Genomic DNA, 16928 nt, shown 5'->3' on the forward strand with positions numbered 1-16928 from the left:
ACGCATGAGAATCCTGCACACCTCGGACTGGCACATTGGTCGCACCTTTCACGGTGTCGACCTGTTGGCCGATCAAGGCGCTGTGCTCGAGTCCATCGCGGAACTGGTTGCAGCACAATCGATCGATGTGGTGGTGGTACCGGGCGATATCTACGATCGCGCTGTGCCCAGCGCCGACGCCGTGCTGGTTTGCAATCGCGGGCTGGAGGCAATTCGAGCAGCGGGTGCCGTCATCGTCGCGACGTCGGGCAACCACGACTCCCCGGCTCGGCTGGGAGCCGGTGCTGCATTCGCTTCGGCGGGAGGCCTGCACCTGATGACTCGGGTGGGCGATGTCGCCACACCGGTCGTCATCGACGACGAGCACGGCGGCGTTGCGTTCTACGGCATTCCGTATCTCGAGCCGGAGACCACCCGCCTGGAACTGGACGTTCCCTCAGCGCGTACCCACGCCGAGGTGCTCGGAGCCGCCATGGATCGCGTCCGCGACGACCTCGAGGCGAGAGCCGCTGCAGGACAACATGTTCGGTCGGTCGTGCTCGCGCATGCGTTCATCGTCGGTGGTGAGGCGACCGGTTCGGAGCGGTCCATTTCCTCCGGCGGCATCGAAACCGCACCGGCGTCGGCGTTCGACGGTGTCGACTACGTGGCGCTCGGTCATCTCCATTCTCCGCAGATTCTCACCGACCGAGTGCGGTACTCCGGGTCTCCTCTGCCGTATTCGTTCGGTGAGCGATCGCACCGCAAGGCCGTCTGGATACTCGAACTCGACGCGAACGGACTCGGCAGGGTCGAGCGGATGGACCTGCCGGTGGTGCGCGGGCTCGCCCGCATCCAAGGCACGGTCGAAGAATTGCTTTCGGACGCAACCTATTCCGATGTCGAGGATCACTACGTCTCTGCCGTGCTCACCGACGATGTCCGTCCGGTGGACGCAATGCGACTGCTGCAGCAGCGGTTTCGGCACGCGATACACCTCGAGTGGCGTCGCCCCGAGGGGTCGGGAGAGCTTCGCTACCGCGACCGGGTGCGCGGTCGCAGTGATCTCGCCATTGCCACCTCGTTCCTGACGGACATGCGTAGCGAGCCAACCGCAGCGGAGTCCGCATTACTGGCCCGCGCCCTGACGTCCGTACAGCGTGAGGACGAAGCCACCGATGGCGCTGCTGCAGACCGCGGTGCTGCGTGAGGCTGCATTCACTCGAGATCACCGCTTTCGGACCCTTCGCGGGTACCGAGACGGTCGATTTCGATGCTCTCGGAGCCGATGGGCTCTTCTTGTTGCACGGGCACACGGGGGCCGGCAAGACAACGGTTCTCGACGCTGTGGCGTTTGCCCTGTACGGAACCGTGCCCGGAGCGCGTCGAGAGGGCAAGCGACTGCTGTCCGACCACGCGGCCGTGGGAGCGGTACCGAAGGTGACCCTCGAGGCGACCCTCGGGGGTCGGCGCATCCGAATTGTGCGCAGTCCGGAGTTCCTACGCCCCAAGCTCAGAAGCACCGGAACCACCAAGCAACACGCCAAAGCCAGTCTCACCTGGCTCGACGGTCACCGGCAGAACCTCACCCGGCTGAGCGAGATCGGCGACGCCGTCAACGCGTTGCTGGGAATGAGCGCCGACCAGTTCTTTCAGGTGGTGCTGTTGCCGCAGGGTGAGTTCGCGCGATTCCTGCGAGCCGACAGTGACGAGCGCGGGAGCCTGCTCGAAAGGCTCTTCGACACAGGCCGTTTCGGTGACGTCGAAGAGTGGTTCGCGCGGCGCCGCCGAGAGTTGGCCGCCGATCTCGCCGATGCCCACCACAACATCGACATCATGTTCGGGAGGGTATCGCAGGCATCGGGAGTGCCGGAGCCCGTCGCCGACGACCGCGAACAACAGGACCCGCTCGACTGGGCGGCCGACGTCCTGGCGGACGCTCGCCAGAATCGGACTCTGGCTCAGGGGCGCGCGGTGCTGGTCGACGCGGCAGCTCGGCGTGCATCCGAGGCGCTGGCTCAGGCCACGATCGTTCTGGATCTGCAGCGCCGACGTGCTCTCGCCGAGGGGCAACTCGCGCAGCACCACGACGGGGAGTCGGCCCGAGCAGCGCGCAGAACCGAGCTGGCCGACTCCGCGGCCGCAGGACCGATCGCCGACGCAGCTGCTGACCTGTCCCTGGCACGTGCGGCGGGCGGGGCGGCTACCGCCGCGCTTGCAGCAGCCGAGCGCGAGCTACCGACGTCGCTGGCGGGGCAGCGGTTTCACGATGCACTGCATTGGCCACCCGCGCCGGGCGATCCTGCGGACGAGCGCACCGTCGTCGCGCAGTTCGTGCGCGACTGGACCACCGACGTCGCAAGAATGCAGGCGTTGCTCGGCGTCGTACGCGAAGCAGACAAGCTCGACGGTGCCCTTGTCGACTATCGAACACAACAACGCAGCATTGCAGCGCAGATCGAGCGCACCGAGCAGCGGCAGGCCTCGATGCCGGAGAAGATCGCGGCCGCCGAAGCTCGGACGGCGCGAGCAGAGGCAGCCGCGACACAGTTGCCGGGCCTCGACGAGCGCTGTGAACGGGCTCGTGCGGCCGCCGAATCCGCCATCGAATTGGTGCGCAAGCGCGCCGCGCTTCTCGAGAGCGAACGTTCTCGTGACACCGCCGCGGCCGCACACAACACCGCCTGGGAGCACCTACTCGATCTTCGTGAGCGCCGGATCGACGGGATGGCAGCAGAGCTGGCGGCCCACTTGAAAGCCGGCGAGCCGTGTCAGGTGTGTGGATCGGCCGCGCATCCTCACCCCGCTGCGGCCTCGACGTCGACGGTGACCAAAACGCAGGAAGACAAGGCGGCCGCTGCCGAACGTAAGGCAGCTGCCGCCCTCGATCAGGCGGTCGGGGCTGTCGCGGAGGCCAGACTTGCAGTGGACCTGCTGCACGATCGAACCGGGGGAGCGACTCTCGCGGAGCTGACCCAGGCCCTCGATACCGCAACGAGTTCGGTGCAGGATGCCCGTGTGAGCGCCGCGGATGCCGACCCGGCGAGGGCGGAACTGAGCCGGCTGCGCCGCGAGACGGACGAACTGACGGTCACGCTCAACAACCTCGTCGCGTCGCGAGTGGCCGTGGACGAGCGAATATCGGCCACCGAGGAATCTCTGACGCAGATGCGTGCGTCGGTGTCGCAGGAAGTGGGCGAGGGGGAGTCGCTGATCGATCGAATTGCCGAACGTGAGGCCCTGATCGACGGTGCGCGGCGAATCCAGGAGGCGCGGATCGTCTGGCTCGATGCCACCTCGCAGTCCGATGCACTACGCGCCGAGCTCGACCGACGCGTTGCCGCATCGAGTTTCGGCTCCGTCGAGGCTGCGGCCGGGGCCGTTCTCACCGCCGATCGCGTCGAGCGAATCGAGGCCGAACTCCGCGCCGCCGACGAGCGCCGGGCGCATGCCGAACACGTACTGCGTGAGCCCGCCATCGTTGCCGTCGCCGGGCATGCGCCGGTGGACCTGGATCCGCTGCGACAGGCGTGTACGGAGCTCGACCGCCAGGTCAGATCCGCGGCCGCCACGGTAGCGGAATGCCGAAGGCGCGCAGACGATCTGGAACGGCTGATCGCCGAACTGTCGACTGCGGCCGAGGCCATCGCACCGCAACGCGCGGAATTCGACGAGCTCGCCAACCTGGCGGACGTCGTGGCCGGGCGGGGTCAGAATGCCAGGAAGATGTCGCTGCGATCCTATGTCCTCGCGTCCCGGCTCGAGGACGTCGCGGAGTCGGCCTCTGCGCGACTGCGTCGGATGTCCTCGGGGCGATACGAATTCGTCCATTCCGACGACGCGGGTGCTCGCGGCAAGCGCGGTGGCCTCGGCCTCGACATCCGCGACGATTACACCGGCGTCGTGCGCTCGGCGAAGACCCTCTCCGGCGGCGAAGCGTTCCTCGCCTCGCTCGCGCTCGCATTGGGGCTCGCCGACGTCGTGGCTGCCGAATCCGGTGGCGTCGTACTCGACACCATGTTCATCGACGAGGGGTTCGGCACGCTCGATGCCGACACTCTCGAGCAGGTGATGGCCGTCCTCGACGAACTACGCGCAGGCGGACGCGTCGTCGGCGTCGTCAGTCACGTCGACGAGATGCGCCAGCGCATTCCCAGTCGCCTCTACGTCAAACGGGAGCGCACCGGTTCGACGCTTCAGGTCGTCGCGTCGTGACCTGACGCAGGTTTGTCGGACTTCGACTCCTCCTCGTCGTCCAGACCGGCCTGTTCTTCGGTCAGTCCCTCGGGCGGCGGGATTTCGTCTTCGAGTTCGTCCTGGTCCGGCTCGTTCGAGCGCGCGTCGATCTGTTCGGACAGGTACCGGATCAGCACCGCGGCAACAGCAGCGGCCGGGACGGCGAGAAATGCACCGATGATGCCGAACAACGAGCTGCCGCCCGCCACCGCGAGGAGCACGATCGCCGGATGTAGGTTCATGCTTCGACTCTGCAGAATCGGCTGCAGCACATTGCCTTCCAACTGCTGGACCGCGACGATGATGGCGAGCACGATCAGCGCCGTCGTCAACCCGTTCGCCACCAGGGCCACGAGAACTGCGAGCGCACCCGCGACGAACGCACCGATGATCGGGATGAAGCCACCGATGAACGTCAAGGTCGCCAGTACCAGTGCCAGCGGAACGCCGAGAATGACGAGTCCGACACCGATGAAGATGGCGTCGATGAAACTGACGATGGCCTGCGTTCGGATGAACCCGCCGAGCGTCGCCCACATTCGCGAGAGCACCTCGCCCAGATGGTGTCCGGCGCGGCCGCCGGAGAATCCGTGCAGCCACGGCAGGAACTTCGGTCCGTCCTTGACGAAGAAGAACGTCAGAACCAAGACCAGCGCGAGAGTGACCAGCAACGAACCGGCAGCGGATACTCCGCTGAACACGCCGGTGGCGATGACTTCCCCGCTGTCCTGCAGACGCGAGATTATGGCCGACACCGCCGAGTCGATCTGGTCGTCGCCGATGTTCAGCGGCGGACCCTTCAACCAGTCCTGAACCTGTGCGATACCGCCGGACGCCTGGTCGACCAACTCGGGAGCCTGCTCGGCGACCGAGGGAACTATCAGGGTGATCACGCCGCAGATGACGACGAAGAACACCACGAGCGATACGGACGCGGCCAAGGCGGGAGGAAATCCCAGGCGCATCATCAGCTTCGCCGGCGGCCACAACACCGTCGCGACGATCACCCCGAGCAGCACCGGCAGCAGGATCACCCAGAGATGCCCGATCAGCCAGCCCAACACCCACGCTCCGGCGGCGATCGAAACCAGGATGAGCGACCATTTGGCGAGCCACAGGCCGCCGACCCCGATGAGGTCCCCGCGGTCCTTGTCGGACTTGGCGGATGCCGTGGATTTTCCTGGCACTGCCGATTCGGTCACTGTGGCTTCCTCACATTCGGCGGATGGCGGATCGTGAAGAACCATAACGCCCGGGACCGGTCGACTGTGGAACACCGCCTCCCGACGCGAGCTGGTCAGGCTGCCTCGTGCGCCAACAGCCATTTCTTCGCGGGCAGTCCCCAGCGGAATCCGCCGAGAGCGCCGCCGATGCGGACCACTCGGTGACACGGTACGAACAGCGCGGCGGCGTTGCGCGCACAGGCTGACGCCGCACCGCGGATGGCTGCGGGTCGGCCCGAGAGCTCCGCGAAGTGGGAGTAGGTCACCGGAGCACCGGGTTCGACGGTGCGCAGTACATCCCAGGCGTGCATCAGGAATTCGCCGGACCGTTGCGCGACGGGCACATCGTCGATGCGATCGAGTTCGCCGCGGTGGTAGGCGTCGACAGCTGCAGTGACGGTACCGAGATCGGCGGCGCTACGAACGGTGTCGGGTCGCATCGTGGGGTGAATCAAGATTCGCAGTTCTTCGGTATCAGCCGTCCAGCCCGACGCGAGCACGCGCTGATCGTCGTCGACGATGGTGGTGAACGGGCCGATCGGGGTGTCCTGGGTAGCGGCAATACCGGTAGTCATGGCTGTCTTCTTTCCAGTGCGGTGATCCATAGGTGCATAGAGACGTACGAACGCCACGGAGCCCAGCGAGCCGAATTCTTCAACGAAATGTCCAGCGCAGCTGCGCCTTGGCGTACGACCAGGTCGGTGTCGAGCAGAACATCGGGATCGCCGAGTAGCCGCATCACGACGTAGCGAGCGGTCCACGGTCCGATGCCTTTGAGTGCCAGCAATTCTCGCTCCAGCTCGCGACCCTCGCGCGCGGGATGCAGTTCGACGGTTCCCGACGCGATGGCGTCGGCGACGCGGATGACGGTCTGCACGCGGGCCGCAGGGCCGGTGAGAACCTCGTGACCGCGTTCGGCGATGACGGCGGGTTCGGGAAACAACCTGGTGACGGTTCCGTCGCCCAGGTCCAGTGGTGCGCCGAGCGCGTCGACGAGCCGGGCGGTGTGGGTGGCCGCAGCCTTGAGGGAGATCTGTTGCCCGATCACGGTGCGCAGCAACATCTCTGCGCCGTCGACCACCCCGAGTGCCCGAATCCCTGGGTGGGCCTCCACACTCGGAGCCAACTGTGGGTCGGTGCGCAGGGCCTCGTCGACGGCAAGCGGATCGGCGTCGAGGTCGAGCAGGTGTCGAATTCGGGCGACGGTCGGAGCGAGGTCCCGCATATCCTGCAATGTCACTGCGGCACTGACGAATCCATCCATCACTCGCAGTGCCACCAATCCGCCGGCGTGCGGCAGGCTCAGTGATCGGACGTATTCCCCGTCGTCGGAGAACGATTCGATGCCCTCGACCACGTGACCTCGAAGGAACCACTCGATCCAGCCGCGGTCCAACGGCTGGCGGTAGGGCAGTCTCAAGGTGACCGTTCCACCGGCGGTTGTCACCGCGGTGCGGTGGGCCTCTCGGCGCAGCGTCGACGGATCGACGGCGAACACTTCCTTGACGGTGTCGTTGAACTGCCGGACGCTGGAAAAGCCTGCAGCGAAAGCGATATCGGCCATCGACATGTCGGTGGTCTGAATCAATGTGCGGGCGGTGTGCGCTCGGTGCGCGCGGGCCAACGCCAGCGGGCCGGCACCGACCTCGGCCGTCAACACCCGAGTCAATTGCCTGCTCGAGTAGCCGAGGGTACTGGCGAGGCCGTCGACGCCGCCGCGCTCGACGGCCCCGTCGGAGATCAGTCGCATCGCGCGAGAGCTGAGATCCGAGTGGATGTTCCACCGCGGGGAACCGGGGGTCGCGTCGGGCTGGCAGCGGCGGCAGGCGCGGTAGCCGGATTGTTGAGCCGCCGCTGCGGTGGCCAGGAACGAGACGTTGTCCGGCTTGGGTGTCCGAGCCGGACAGGACGGGCGGCAGTAGATGCCGGTGGTGGATACGGCGGTGAAGAACTGGCCGTCGAACCGTGCGTCACGCGAGGAGACCGCGCGATAACACCGATCGAAGTCCAATTCTTGCACCTGCCGTTCGCTGCTCATGTACCTACTGTGTCAGCGCGATGCCGCCAGTGCTAGCGGGAATCGGACGTGGCTGCGTCAGCAGCAGCGTGCCCCCGGATTTCGGTCTGCTTCTGCGTGCCGGTCCTTCCAGTACTGACGCACGGTCGGTGGTTCCTGGCCCGGATGGTGACGAGCCAGGTGGGCGACGTACCGGTCGTAATCATGGTCGCCCATCACCGAGGTGATCCACCACCACAGCCCGCGCATCTAGTGCGCCGATCCGGGTCTACGGACGGTGCCCGCGTCGATCAGCTCGTCCCACTCGGCCTGGATCTTCTTCTCGGCCGGGGTGAGGACGAATCCGGCGGGGCCGAAGATCTTCGACGGCACCTCGGGCTCTTCGTTGTCCGGTAGGTCGTCTCCGCGAACGGCCCTGATGCACACCCACACTCCGGCGATCACGACGACCAGGACGAGTACCGCGAAGATGATCGACAACGTGCCCTGGATGAAGGTGTTGCGGATGACGGCGTCGATGGCCTCGGGTGTCTTGGCACTGCCGAACTCGGTCAAACCCTGCGCCTTGGCGTCGCGGAACTGCGAGTGCTGAGTCCAGTAGCCGATGGCCGGAATCGAGGAGAAGATCTTCTGGTACGACGCCGTCATCGTGACGATCAGGTCCCAGGCGAGCGGAATACCGGGAATCCAGGCCCACTTGTAGAGGCCGCGTTTGACGACGATGACCATGACCACCGTCAGTGCGATCGCCGCGAGCAACTGGTTGGCGATACCGAACAGCGGGAACAGGGTGTTGATGCCGCCCAGTGGATCGGTGACGCCCATGAGAAGGATTGCGCCCCAGGCTGCGACGACGATCAGCGAGCAGATCCACGCGCCGGGACGCCAGGACGGGTCCTTGAACTTCTTGGCCGAGTCTCCGGGCAGGTTGCCGATGCTGTCGGAGAGCATGAAGCGTGCGACGCGGGTGCCGGCGTCGACCGTGGTGAGGATGAACAGGGCCTCGAACATGATCGCGAAGTGGTACCAGAACGACTTGAGTGATTCGCCGCCGAACACCTGGTGCAGTACCTCGGACATACCGAACGCGAGGGTCGGTGCGCCACCGGTGCGGGAGATGATCGAGTCCTCGCCCACATCGGCTGCGGCCTGGCTCAATTCGGCCGGGGTGATGTCTCCGCCGCTCAATCCAAGTCCGTTGACGTACGGCGCAGCGGCCTCAGGAGTGCCGCCGGTCAGCGTGGCCGGTGCGTTCAGTGCGAAGTAGATGTGCTGATCGAGAACGCATGCGGTGATGAGCGCCATGATGGCGACGAACGACTCGGTGAGCATGCCGCCGTAGCCGATCATCCGCATCTGCTTTTCCTTCTCGAGCAACTTCGGCGTGGTGCCGGAGGAGATCAGAGCGTGGAAACCGGAGAGTGCACCGCATGCGATGGTGATGAACAGGAACGGGAACAGTGATCCCGCGAATGCCGGGCCGTTGCCCTCGGTGGCGAAGCTCGTCATGGCGGGCATCTGAATCTCAGGGCGCGCGATGAGAATGCCGACGGCCAGCAGTGCGATGGTGCCGACCTTCATGAACGTCGACAGGTAATCGCGTGGTGCGAGCAGCAGCCAGACCGGCAGGATGCAGGCGAGCAGGCCGTAGCCGATCAGCAACCAGGCGACGGTCACCTTGGAGAGGGTGAACCAGTCGGTGCCCCACTCGGTTTCGGCAACCCAGCCGCCGGCGACGATGGCAAGCAGCAGTAGGACGACACCGATGAGCGAGACCTCGGTGACGTTGCCCGGTCGCAGGAAGCGCAGGTACACGCCCATGAACAGTGCGATCGGGATGGTCAGCGCGATGGAGAACACGCCCCACGGGCTCTCGGCCAGTGCGTTGACGACGACGAGCGCGAGCACCGCGATCAGGATGATCATGATGACGAACACCGCAACGAGAGCCGCGGTTCCGCCGACGGCCCCGAGTTCGTCGCGGGCCATCTGGCCGAGGCTGCGGCCGTTGCGTCGCGTCGAGATCCACAGCACCAGGAAGTCCTGGACGGCACCGGCGAACACGACGCCGATGATGATCCACATCGTGCCGGGCAAGTAGCCCATCTGGGCGGCGAGCACTGGTCCGACGAGGGGGCCGGCTCCGGCGATTGCGGCGAAGTGGTGGCCGAACAACACCCGACGATCGGTCGGCATGTAGTCCTTGCCGTTTTCCAGAATCTCGGCCGGTGTCGCTCTGTCGTCGCGAGGAAAGACGATCTTGCGTTCGATCAACCTGGCGTAGAAGCGAAACGCGAAGATGTAGGTGCAGACGGCGGCGATGACGAACCAGACGGCGTTGGGGTTCTCCCCGCGCACGATGGCGATGATCGTCCAGGCGACGCCGCCGAGTAGGCCGATCGCGACGAGCATCAGACGCTTTGCCGTGGTCATCGGATGTGACTCGACGACGCCGACGGGTGGTAGGTCGGGATCTGTCTTCAGCAGTTCGACGTGTGGATCGTCGGGTGCTTTCAGTGACATGTGTGGGGTCTCCATGATCGCAGGTGTGACTGCGATCACCCTATGTGGGCAGCCGGTGCCCGTCCGCGAATCGACGCATCGCGTTGCGCCCGGCGGTCGCTGGAGTGCGACGAACGGAAGATGTTGCCGGGGGCGTCAGCTACCGAGAGCGTCGTCGACGGCCCGGGCGCTGAGTACCTGATCCAACACCAGTGCTGCGCTACCGATGACCCCCGAGAGGTCGCCGTGGGTGGTGGCCTGGATGGTGAGCGCCTTGGTGGCCAGTGCGGTTGCGTTTCCATAGACGGTCTCGCGCAGTCCTGCCACGAAGATGTCGTACGCATTGGCCATGTCGCCGCCGACGATGAGAACCTCGGGGTTGAGTAGATTGACCGCTCCGGCCAGGGTTTCGCCGATGTGGCGTCCACTGTCGCGGATGAGTCTGCGTGCTTCGGGGTCACCGCTCACCGCGAGGTCGACGACACCGCGGATGTGGCCCACTTCTCGGCCCTGCTCGTTCAGTGCGCGCACCAGTGCCCAGCCGCCTGCAATGGCCTCCAGGCAGCCGCTGTCGCCGCACCGGCACGCGACCCCTGCGGCGGCTGCGGTCTTGGTGTGGCCGAATTCGCCTGCAGCGCCCAATGATCCACGCTGTAGCGCTCCGCCCGCGACGATCCCGGCACCGAGACCCGTCGAGGCCTTGACCAACAGGGCGTTCTGGAAGCGATCTCGATTGTCCCGGCGTTCGGCGAGGACCATCGCGTTGGCGTCGTTGTCGAGAAAGACCGGAGCGGAGGTGGTGTCGGCGAAGAACGGGGCCAGCGGCACTCCGTCCCAGCCGTGCATGATCGGCGAGTCCAGGCTGCAACCGCGCGCCGTATCGGCGGTGCCGGGGATGGACAGGCCGACGCCGAGAATGCGATGTTCGGTTCGGTGCGATTCGTCGAGCAATGCCTGCAAGCGCTTGGTGATCTGCGGCATCAGCTCGTCCGGCCCGATGCCGATTTCCTGATCGACGGTATCGCCGGCGAGGAACTCCCCACCGAGGGTGAAGACGCCCAGTTGCGAGCGGCTGCGTCCGATCGCAGCCGCGAGCACGACACCCGCGTCGACGTCGAAGGACAACCGCGCCGGGGGGCGTCCACCCGTCGACTGGGTGTCCTCGGTTTCGATGATCAAGCCAAGTCCGGCGAGTGCGGCGACACGGGAGGCGACGGCCGACCGGGACAGTCCGGTGATGCGGCCCAATTCGGCGCGGGTATCGGCTTCACCGTCGCGAACCAGAGCAAAGATCTCACCTGCGGTCGCAGGTGGAGCGCTCAGGCGCGGCATCGACATATACGCCATTCAACCAACTGGCAACTTTTACGGCAACACCCTAAGAATTACTACTTAGAACTTTGAAAAACATAAGTTGGGTTGCTGATGGACTTAACTGGCTTTAGGCTGAGCCGTGAGAGACCGAACATCGGAGATGCTCATGGACACACTTCATCCGGTCCTGCGTCAGGTCACCGACCGCATCGCAGACCGCAGCCAGTCCGACCGCACCACATATCTCGCTCGAATCGCTGCTGCCGGGGAGCAAGGCCCGGCCCGTGGCCGACTCGCCTGCGCCAACATCGCCCACGGCTTCGCGGCCTCCGGCAAGGCCGACAAGCAAGCGCTGCGCGGCATGGTCAAGCCCAACATCGCGATCGTCTCCGCCTACAACGACATGCTCTCGGCGCACAAGCCGTTCGAGACCTACCCGGCCGTACTGAAGAAGTCGGTCATCGACGCCGGTGGCATCGCACAGTTCGCCGGTGGCGTCCCCGCGATGTGCGACGGCATCACGCAGGGCCGCGACGGCATGCAATTGTCTTTGTTCAGTCGTGACATCATCGCGATGTCCACGGCAATTGCGTTGTCCCACGACATGTTCGACGCCACCCTGATGCTCGGCGTGTGCGACAAGATCGTCCCCGGCATGCTGATCGGCGCACTGAGTTTCGGCCATCTGCCCGCGGTGTTCGTGCCCGCCGGTCCGATGACGTCCGGACTTCCCAACGGCGAGAAGGCAAAAGCACGTCAGCTCTACGCCGAGGGCAAAGTGGGGCGTGAGGCGCTGCTGGACGCCGAGGCCGCGTCGTATCACGGCAGTGGCACGTGCACGTTCTTCGGAACGGCCAATTCCAACCAGTTGCTCATGGAGGTCATGGGTCTGCATCTGCCGGGCTCGTCGTTCGTCAACCCCGGAACCGCGATGCGCGACGCGCTCACCCGCGAGGCCGCCCACGTCGTCACCGGTCTGACATCGTTGGGCGACAACTACACCCCGGTGGGGGAGGTCGTAGACGTCAAGTCGATCGTCAACGGCTGCGTTGCACTGCTGGCCACCGGCGGCTCGACCAACCACACGATGCACCTCGTTGCCATCGCGAAAGCGGCCGGCATCACGCTGACGTGGCAGGACCTGTCCGATCTGTCGGCCGTGGTGCCGCTGATGGCCAGGATCTACCCCAACGGCAAAGCCGACGTCAACCACTTCCACGCAGCCGGTGGACTCGGGTTCGTCATCGGGTCTCTGCTCGACGCCGGGTTGATGCACGAGGATGTGAAAACCGTTGCCGGGCAGGGTCTGCGGCGCTACACGCAAGAGCCGAAGCTCGACGGCGACGGGGTGATGTGGCAGGACGGTACTCGGATGAGCCACGACGACACAGTGTTACGTGGCGCGAACGAGCCGTTCAGTGCCGACGGCGGACTGAAGATGCTGACCGGGCCGATCGGAAAGTGTGTCATCAAGACTTCTGCATTGGCACCCGAACATCGGGTGGTCACCGGACCGGCGCGAGTGTTCGACGACCAAGCGGACTTCCTCGAGGCATTCGACGCAGGGCTTCTCGACGGCGACTTCGTTGCCGTGCTGCGTTATCAGGGCCCGAAAGCCAACGGCATGCCCGAGTTGCACAAGCTCACTCCGGCTCTGGGAATCCTGCAGGACAAGGGGCGGTCCGTAGCGCTGATCACGGACGGCCGGATGTCGGGGGCCTCCGGAAAAGTGGCTGCAGCAATCCACCTGACGCCCGAGGCCGCGAGTGGCGGACCGATCGCGAAAATTCTCGATGGTGACATGATCACCCTCGACTCTCTCGACGGCACCTTGTCGATCGATGTTCCGCTCGACGAGTTCGAGGCTCGACCGGTCACCGGACGAGTCCTGGACAAGGACGAATGGTCCAGCACCGGTCGTGACCTGTTCTCGGGCATGCGTGCGCTCGTCGGCCCCGCCGACGAGGGTGCCATGTTCGTCCTGCGCTGAGCCCCGACAACTCCGAAAAAAGGTAAGAACGTGACTGCATCTCTGCTCGACCGCGTACCCGTCATCCCCGTCGTCGTCATCGAGAACCTCGACCATGCTGTTCCGATCGCTCGTGCCCTGGTGGCGGGCGGAGTGCCCGTCATCGAGCTGACCCTGCGCACTTCGGTGGCACTCGACGCCATCGAGCGCATCGCGGCGGAGGTCCCCGAGATTCTCGTCGGCGCCGGCACGATCATCACTCCCGGCCAGGCCAAGCAGGCCGCCGACGCGGGTGCTCAGTTCCTGGTCTCGCCCGGCTGCACGCCTTCCCTGACTAAGGCCATGCGAGATACCGGACTACCGCATTTGCCCGGTGCCGCAACGGTATCCGAGGTGCTCACTCTGCTCGAAGCCGGCTACACCGAGCTCAAGTTCTTCCCAGCCGAGGCATCCGGTGGCGCGAACTTCTTGAAGTCGATCCACTCGCCGATCCCGGCCGCACGGTTCTGCCCGACGGGTGGAATCTCCACCGCCAATGCCTCGGCGTACCTGGCGCTGCCGAACGTCGGATGTGTCGGGGGATCGTGGCTCACTCCGGCCGCGGCTGTAGCAGAACAAGATTGGGATGCAATCGTCGCTCTTGCGGCAGCCGCGGCCGAATTGGTCTGAGATTTCCCCCTCCACCGATGGAACCAGACGTGACGATGCGGCGTCCTACTGGTTGTCCGTCATCGAACAATCGGGGGAAATTCTCATGTCAGGTCCGTACGAGCAACCGTTCCCGGCCGCACAGCCGTATTCGCAGCCAGCTGCTCTCCCGTCCTCCAATGCAGGCTGGGCCGTCGTGGCCATCATCTTCTTTTGGCCGCTGGCCATTCCGGCGTTCAACCACGCGCTGAAAGTGCACCCGCTGTGGATGATGGGAGACGTTCAGGGAGCACAGCATTCGTCGAATCGTGCCGGGTTCTTCGGGAAGCTGTCGCTGATCATCTTCGGTGCCTTCATCGTCCTCTACCTTGCGTTCATCGGCTTGGTCGTCGCCAACATGTGACGGGTCGACGGCGGTGTACTACTCACCCGCGGGTGATCGAGATGCCGCCGTCGACGTAGAGGGTCGTTCCGTGGACCATCGCGGCGTTGTCGGAGACCAGGAACAGAACGCCCTCGGCGATGTCCTGAGGAGAGAGCACTGTGCCTGCCGGGGTGCCGGCCGTCATGGCGTCGAGTACCTGACGAGCATCCTCGTTGCCCGGGGTCAGAGTTGCTCCGGGCGCGAGGGCGTTCACTCGCACGCCGCGCGGACCGAACTCGGCGGCCCAGCTGCGGGTGAGCTGTTCGTCGGCGGCTTTGGTGGCGGAGTACATCGCGGCGAAGGGGCTGCCCATCGTGGCCATCCATGATCCGATGTTCACGATGACTCCGTTGCCGCGCTCGGCCATGGCCGGCGCGAGTTCACCGACGAGCACGTGTGGAGCTCGGACGTTGACGGCGAGCATCGCGTCGAGTTGATCATCGGGCAGGTCGGCCGTCGAGGTGGCCGGATAGATACCGGCGTTGTTGACGAGTATGTCGACGCGGCCGCCGAGAGCATCGGTGGTGCGGGCGGCAAACTCACGAAGCTCCTGGTAGCTGCCCGAGAGATCGACGTCGACGAAGGCCGCAGTGCCGCCTGTCTCGGAAATGCGGTGCGCCAGGGCCTTGCCGCGCTCGGCGTCGCGGCCGCTGACGACCACCGATGCCCCCTGGGCTGCGAGGGTGAGCGCGATGGCAGCACCGATCCCACTGGTCGATCCGGTGACGACGGCGGTGCGTCCGAGGAGCTGCGGAGAAGTAGAAGAAGTCATGACGCCATGTCTACGGTCGGTCGAGGCCGCGAGCCAGGCGTCGTTCTGCCTAGGTCTGTCATGACCAGGTTGGCAATCGACCGTGTCGCTACTGTGGAATTCGTGAACAAGGACAGGTCCGCCCTCAGCGCGTTTCTGCGTGATCGGCGCGATCGCATGACCCCGGCGGAGGCCGGGCTTCGCACGTATCCCGGTGCCCGACGAGTCCCTGGGCTTCGGCGCGAAGAGCTGGCAGCGCTGGCCGGGGTGAGTCCGGATTACTACAGCAAACTCGAGCAGGGTCGCCAGGCGAACGTGTCAACCGAGGTGCTGCGAGCAATCGCCGGTGCGTTGAAGCTCGATGAGGTCGAGTCTGCGCATTTACTCGATCTCGCGTCGCCGGCTATGCCCACCGAGGATGTTGCGCAGCAGGCAGATCCGGGGCTGCTCCAGGTCATGAAGGCGCTCGATCATGTTCCGGTGATTCTGCTCGGGCGCAGCGGGGTGATCTTGGCCAGCAACTCGCTGGTTCGATCCGTATTGAGTCTGCCGTCGACCGCCGGAGAATCGCTGTTCCACTACCTGTTCCGTAATCCCATCGCCCGCGAGCGAATCGTCAACTGGTCGCAGTTCGCGGCCGCCTCGGTCGCCGGTCTGCGCCGTGACCTCGCTCGGCGACCGGGGGACCGAGCTCTGATTGCCTTGATCGGCGAATTGCGTTCCAGTGAGCCCTCTTTCGAGCAATGGTGGAGCGATCACGAGGTCCGCGAGTTCGAGCGCGCAACCAAGATCATTCAGCATCCGGCGGCGGGGACCCTCGAATTCGGCATCGAATTTCTGACCTCGCCCATCGAGCCGGATCAGAGTCTCATCGTGTACACGGTCGAGGAAGGGTCGAGCACTGCGAAAGTCCTGCCGATCCTGGCGAGCTGGGACCCGAGTTCGGCGATCACCTCTTGACCTGAACAACGCTCGAGGTTTTAGCGTCGTAGCCATGGACACACTCGGTCTCGGCACAATCGGCATTTCCATCGACGTGTCACCGTCGTACCTCGACGACGCACGCGAGTTGGAATCACTCGGATTCACCTCGTTCTGGCTGCCGGGCGGGCAGCTCGATCGACTCGGCAGGCTGGCCGATCTGGTCCACGCGACCGAGACTGCGACCATCGTTCCGGGGATCGTGCCGGTCGACGTGTACTCAACTGCACAGACCGGCCAACTGTTCGACGAGCTCTCGGGTACCGGTCGATTCGTCCTCGGCCTCGGAGGGCCGCAGAGTGCTCGGCCTCTGGCCGGGTTGAGGAAGTACCTCGATGAGCTCGAGGTGCCCGCCGATCACCTTCTACTCGCGGCGCTCGGTCCGAAGAAGTTGGAGATGGCGCGGGACCGCGCTGCCGGCGCAATCGCGTTGCTGGTGACGCCGGAGTGGACGGCGCAGGCGCGCGGTGCACTCGGTGGGTCGACGTTGGTGGTCGACCAGTTCGTCGTGGTCGATTCCGATCCGGATCGGGCGCGTGCTGCAGCCCGGCAGCCGCTGAGCTTTCTCGCGACAGTCCCTGGCTATCGGCAGAACTTTCTGCGCATGGGCTTCACCGAGGCTGATGTCGACGATCTCAGCGACCGTCTGGTCGACGGCGTGGCGGTGTGGGGGAGCGTCGATGACATTGCCCAGAGGGTGGCCGCCCACCATTCTGCCGGCGCAGATCACGTGGTTCTCGCGCCCCTCGGTGCGTCGAGTATCGACGCTGGCCGGGCACTGTCCGAGCTGGTGGTGTCGTCAAAGTAGACTCCATAGACCGTGAGCCTCACCCTCGGAATCGTCGGACTGCCCAACGTCGGCAAGTCCACCCTCTTCAATGCAC

General features: G+C 65.3%; 15 protein-coding genes. 8 read left to right on the forward strand and 7 right to left on the reverse strand.

The features are described from left to right. Window positions 1-4 precede the first annotated feature (4 nt). Window positions 5-1189 (forward strand): exonuclease SbcCD subunit D, encoded by a 1185-nt coding sequence (locus tag QM797_RS18260; RefSeq protein WP_283277089.1) that lies wholly within the window; start codon window positions 5-7, stop codon window positions 1187-1189. Beyond that, on the forward strand, window positions 1186-4194 hold the full coding sequence (locus QM797_RS18265; RefSeq protein WP_283277090.1) for an AAA family ATPase: 3009 nt from the start codon (window positions 1186-1188) through the stop codon (window positions 4192-4194). The genes QM797_RS18260 and QM797_RS18265 overlap by 4 nt, the downstream gene beginning before the upstream one ends. On the opposite strand, the gene QM797_RS18270 is transcribed toward QM797_RS18265, so the two are convergent. The 6 genes from QM797_RS18270 to QM797_RS18295 form a co-directional block, all read right to left on the reverse strand. After that, entirely contained in the window at window positions 4176-5417 is a 1242-nt protein-coding gene (locus tag QM797_RS18270) for an AI-2E family transporter (RefSeq protein ID WP_283277091.1), read from the reverse strand. The two genes, QM797_RS18265 and QM797_RS18270, sit on opposite strands and share 19 nt — an antisense overlap. Before the next feature lie 95 nt (window positions 5418-5512). Next, on the reverse strand, window positions 5513-6013 hold the full coding sequence (locus QM797_RS18275) for a methylated-DNA--[protein]-cysteine S-methyltransferase (protein ID WP_283277092.1): 501 nt from the start codon (window positions 6011-6013) through the stop codon (window positions 5513-5515). Next, window positions 6010-7476, reverse strand: a complete 1467-nt coding sequence (locus QM797_RS18280) for an AlkA N-terminal domain-containing protein (protein WP_283277093.1) — start codon at window positions 7474-7476, stop codon at window positions 6010-6012. Before QM797_RS18280 ends, QM797_RS18275 begins: the two co-directional genes overlap by 4 nt. Window positions 7477-7533: 57 nt before the next feature. Next, window positions 7534-7704 carry a YbdD/YjiX family protein gene (locus tag QM797_RS18285; protein ID WP_072692145.1) on the reverse strand — a complete coding sequence of 57 codons (171 nt, stop codon included), beginning with the start codon at window positions 7702-7704 and terminating at the stop codon, window positions 7534-7536. After that, the gene (locus QM797_RS18290) at window positions 7705-9978 is read right to left on the reverse strand and encodes a carbon starvation CstA family protein (RefSeq protein WP_283277094.1); all 2274 of its coding nucleotides are present in this window, start codon (window positions 9976-9978) and stop codon (window positions 7705-7707) included. A gap of 135 nt (window positions 9979-10113) precedes the next feature. Further along, entirely contained in the window at window positions 10114-11295 is a 1182-nt protein-coding gene (locus QM797_RS18295; protein WP_032380540.1) for an ROK family transcriptional regulator, read from the reverse strand. 142 nt (window positions 11296-11437) lie between these two features. On the opposite strand from QM797_RS18295, the gene edd reads away from it, so the two are divergent. From edd to QM797_RS18310, 3 genes are all read left to right on the forward strand, one after another. Beyond that, window positions 11438-13261 carry a phosphogluconate dehydratase gene (edd, locus tag QM797_RS18300; protein ID WP_283277095.1) on the forward strand — a complete coding sequence of 608 codons (1824 nt, stop codon included), beginning with the start codon at window positions 11438-11440 and terminating at the stop codon, window positions 13259-13261. 30 nt (window positions 13262-13291) lie between these two features. Then, window positions 13292-13909: a bifunctional 4-hydroxy-2-oxoglutarate aldolase/2-dehydro-3-deoxy-phosphogluconate aldolase gene (eda, locus tag QM797_RS18305; RefSeq protein WP_283277096.1), complete on the forward strand. Its 618-nt coding sequence runs from the start codon at window positions 13292-13294 to the stop codon at window positions 13907-13909. An 85-nt stretch (window positions 13910-13994) separates the two neighbouring features. Beyond that, the gene (locus QM797_RS18310; protein WP_283277097.1) at window positions 13995-14291 is read left to right on the forward strand and encodes a CD225/dispanin family protein; all 297 of its coding nucleotides are present in this window, start codon (window positions 13995-13997) and stop codon (window positions 14289-14291) included. Window positions 14292-14313: 22 nt separating this feature from the next. Here the strand turns inward: QM797_RS18310 and QM797_RS18315 are convergent, their stop codons facing one another. Further along, window positions 14314-15084 (reverse strand): SDR family NAD(P)-dependent oxidoreductase, encoded by a 771-nt coding sequence (locus QM797_RS18315; RefSeq protein WP_283277098.1) that lies wholly within the window; start codon window positions 15082-15084, stop codon window positions 14314-14316. A gap of 102 nt (window positions 15085-15186) precedes the next feature. Here QM797_RS18315 and QM797_RS18320 point away from each other — a divergent pair, with 102 nt between their 5' ends. The 3 genes from QM797_RS18320 to QM797_RS18330 form a co-directional block, all read left to right on the forward strand. Further along, entirely contained in the window at window positions 15187-16023 is an 837-nt protein-coding gene (locus QM797_RS18320; protein ID WP_283277099.1) for a helix-turn-helix domain-containing protein, read from the forward strand. A 34-nt stretch (window positions 16024-16057) separates the two neighbouring features. Continuing rightward, window positions 16058-16852 (forward strand): TIGR03620 family F420-dependent LLM class oxidoreductase, encoded by a 795-nt coding sequence (locus tag QM797_RS18325; protein ID WP_283277100.1) that lies wholly within the window; start codon window positions 16058-16060, stop codon window positions 16850-16852. Window positions 16853-16864: 12 nt separating this feature from the next. Further along, window positions 16865-16928, forward strand: a 64-nt coding sequence (locus QM797_RS18330; RefSeq protein ID WP_283277107.1) for a GTPase, incomplete at its 3' end; no start/stop codon positions are given.

The organism is Rhodococcus sp. IEGM 1381, assembly GCF_030056795.1.
Classification (GTDB): Bacteria; Actinomycetota; Actinomycetes; order Mycobacteriales; family Mycobacteriaceae; genus Rhodococcoides.

Bases quoted from the DNA above. Each gene is read 5' to 3' on its own strand.
- QM797_RS18260 (WP_283277089.1), top strand. From the start codon at position 5: ATGAGAATCCTGCACACCTCGGACTGGCACATTGGTCGCACCTTTCAC.
- QM797_RS18275 (WP_283277092.1), bottom strand. From the start codon at position 6,013: ATGACTACCGGTATTGCCGCTACCCAGGACACCCCGATCGGCCCGTTC.
- QM797_RS18280 (WP_283277093.1), bottom strand. From the start codon at position 7,476: ATGAGCAGCGAACGGCAGGTGCAAGAATTGGACTTCGATCGGTGTTAT.
- QM797_RS18285 (WP_072692145.1), bottom strand. From the start codon at position 7,704: ATGCGCGGGCTGTGGTGGTGGATCACCTCGGTGATGGGCGACCATGAT.
- QM797_RS18290 (WP_283277094.1), bottom strand. From the start codon at position 9,978: ATGTCACTGAAAGCACCCGACGATCCACACGTCGAACTGCTGAAGACA.
- QM797_RS18295 (WP_032380540.1), bottom strand. From the start codon at position 11,295: ATGTCGATGCCGCGCCTGAGCGCTCCACCTGCGACCGCAGGTGAGATC.
- edd (WP_283277095.1), top strand. From the start codon at position 11,438: ATGGACACACTTCATCCGGTCCTGCGTCAGGTCACCGACCGCATCGCA.
- QM797_RS18310 (WP_283277097.1), top strand. From the start codon at position 13,995: ATGTCAGGTCCGTACGAGCAACCGTTCCCGGCCGCACAGCCGTATTCG.
- QM797_RS18315 (WP_283277098.1), bottom strand. From the start codon at position 15,084: ATGACTTCTTCTACTTCTCCGCAGCTCCTCGGACGCACCGCCGTCGTC.
- QM797_RS18325 (WP_283277100.1), top strand. From the start codon at position 16,058: ATGGACACACTCGGTCTCGGCACAATCGGCATTTCCATCGACGTGTCA.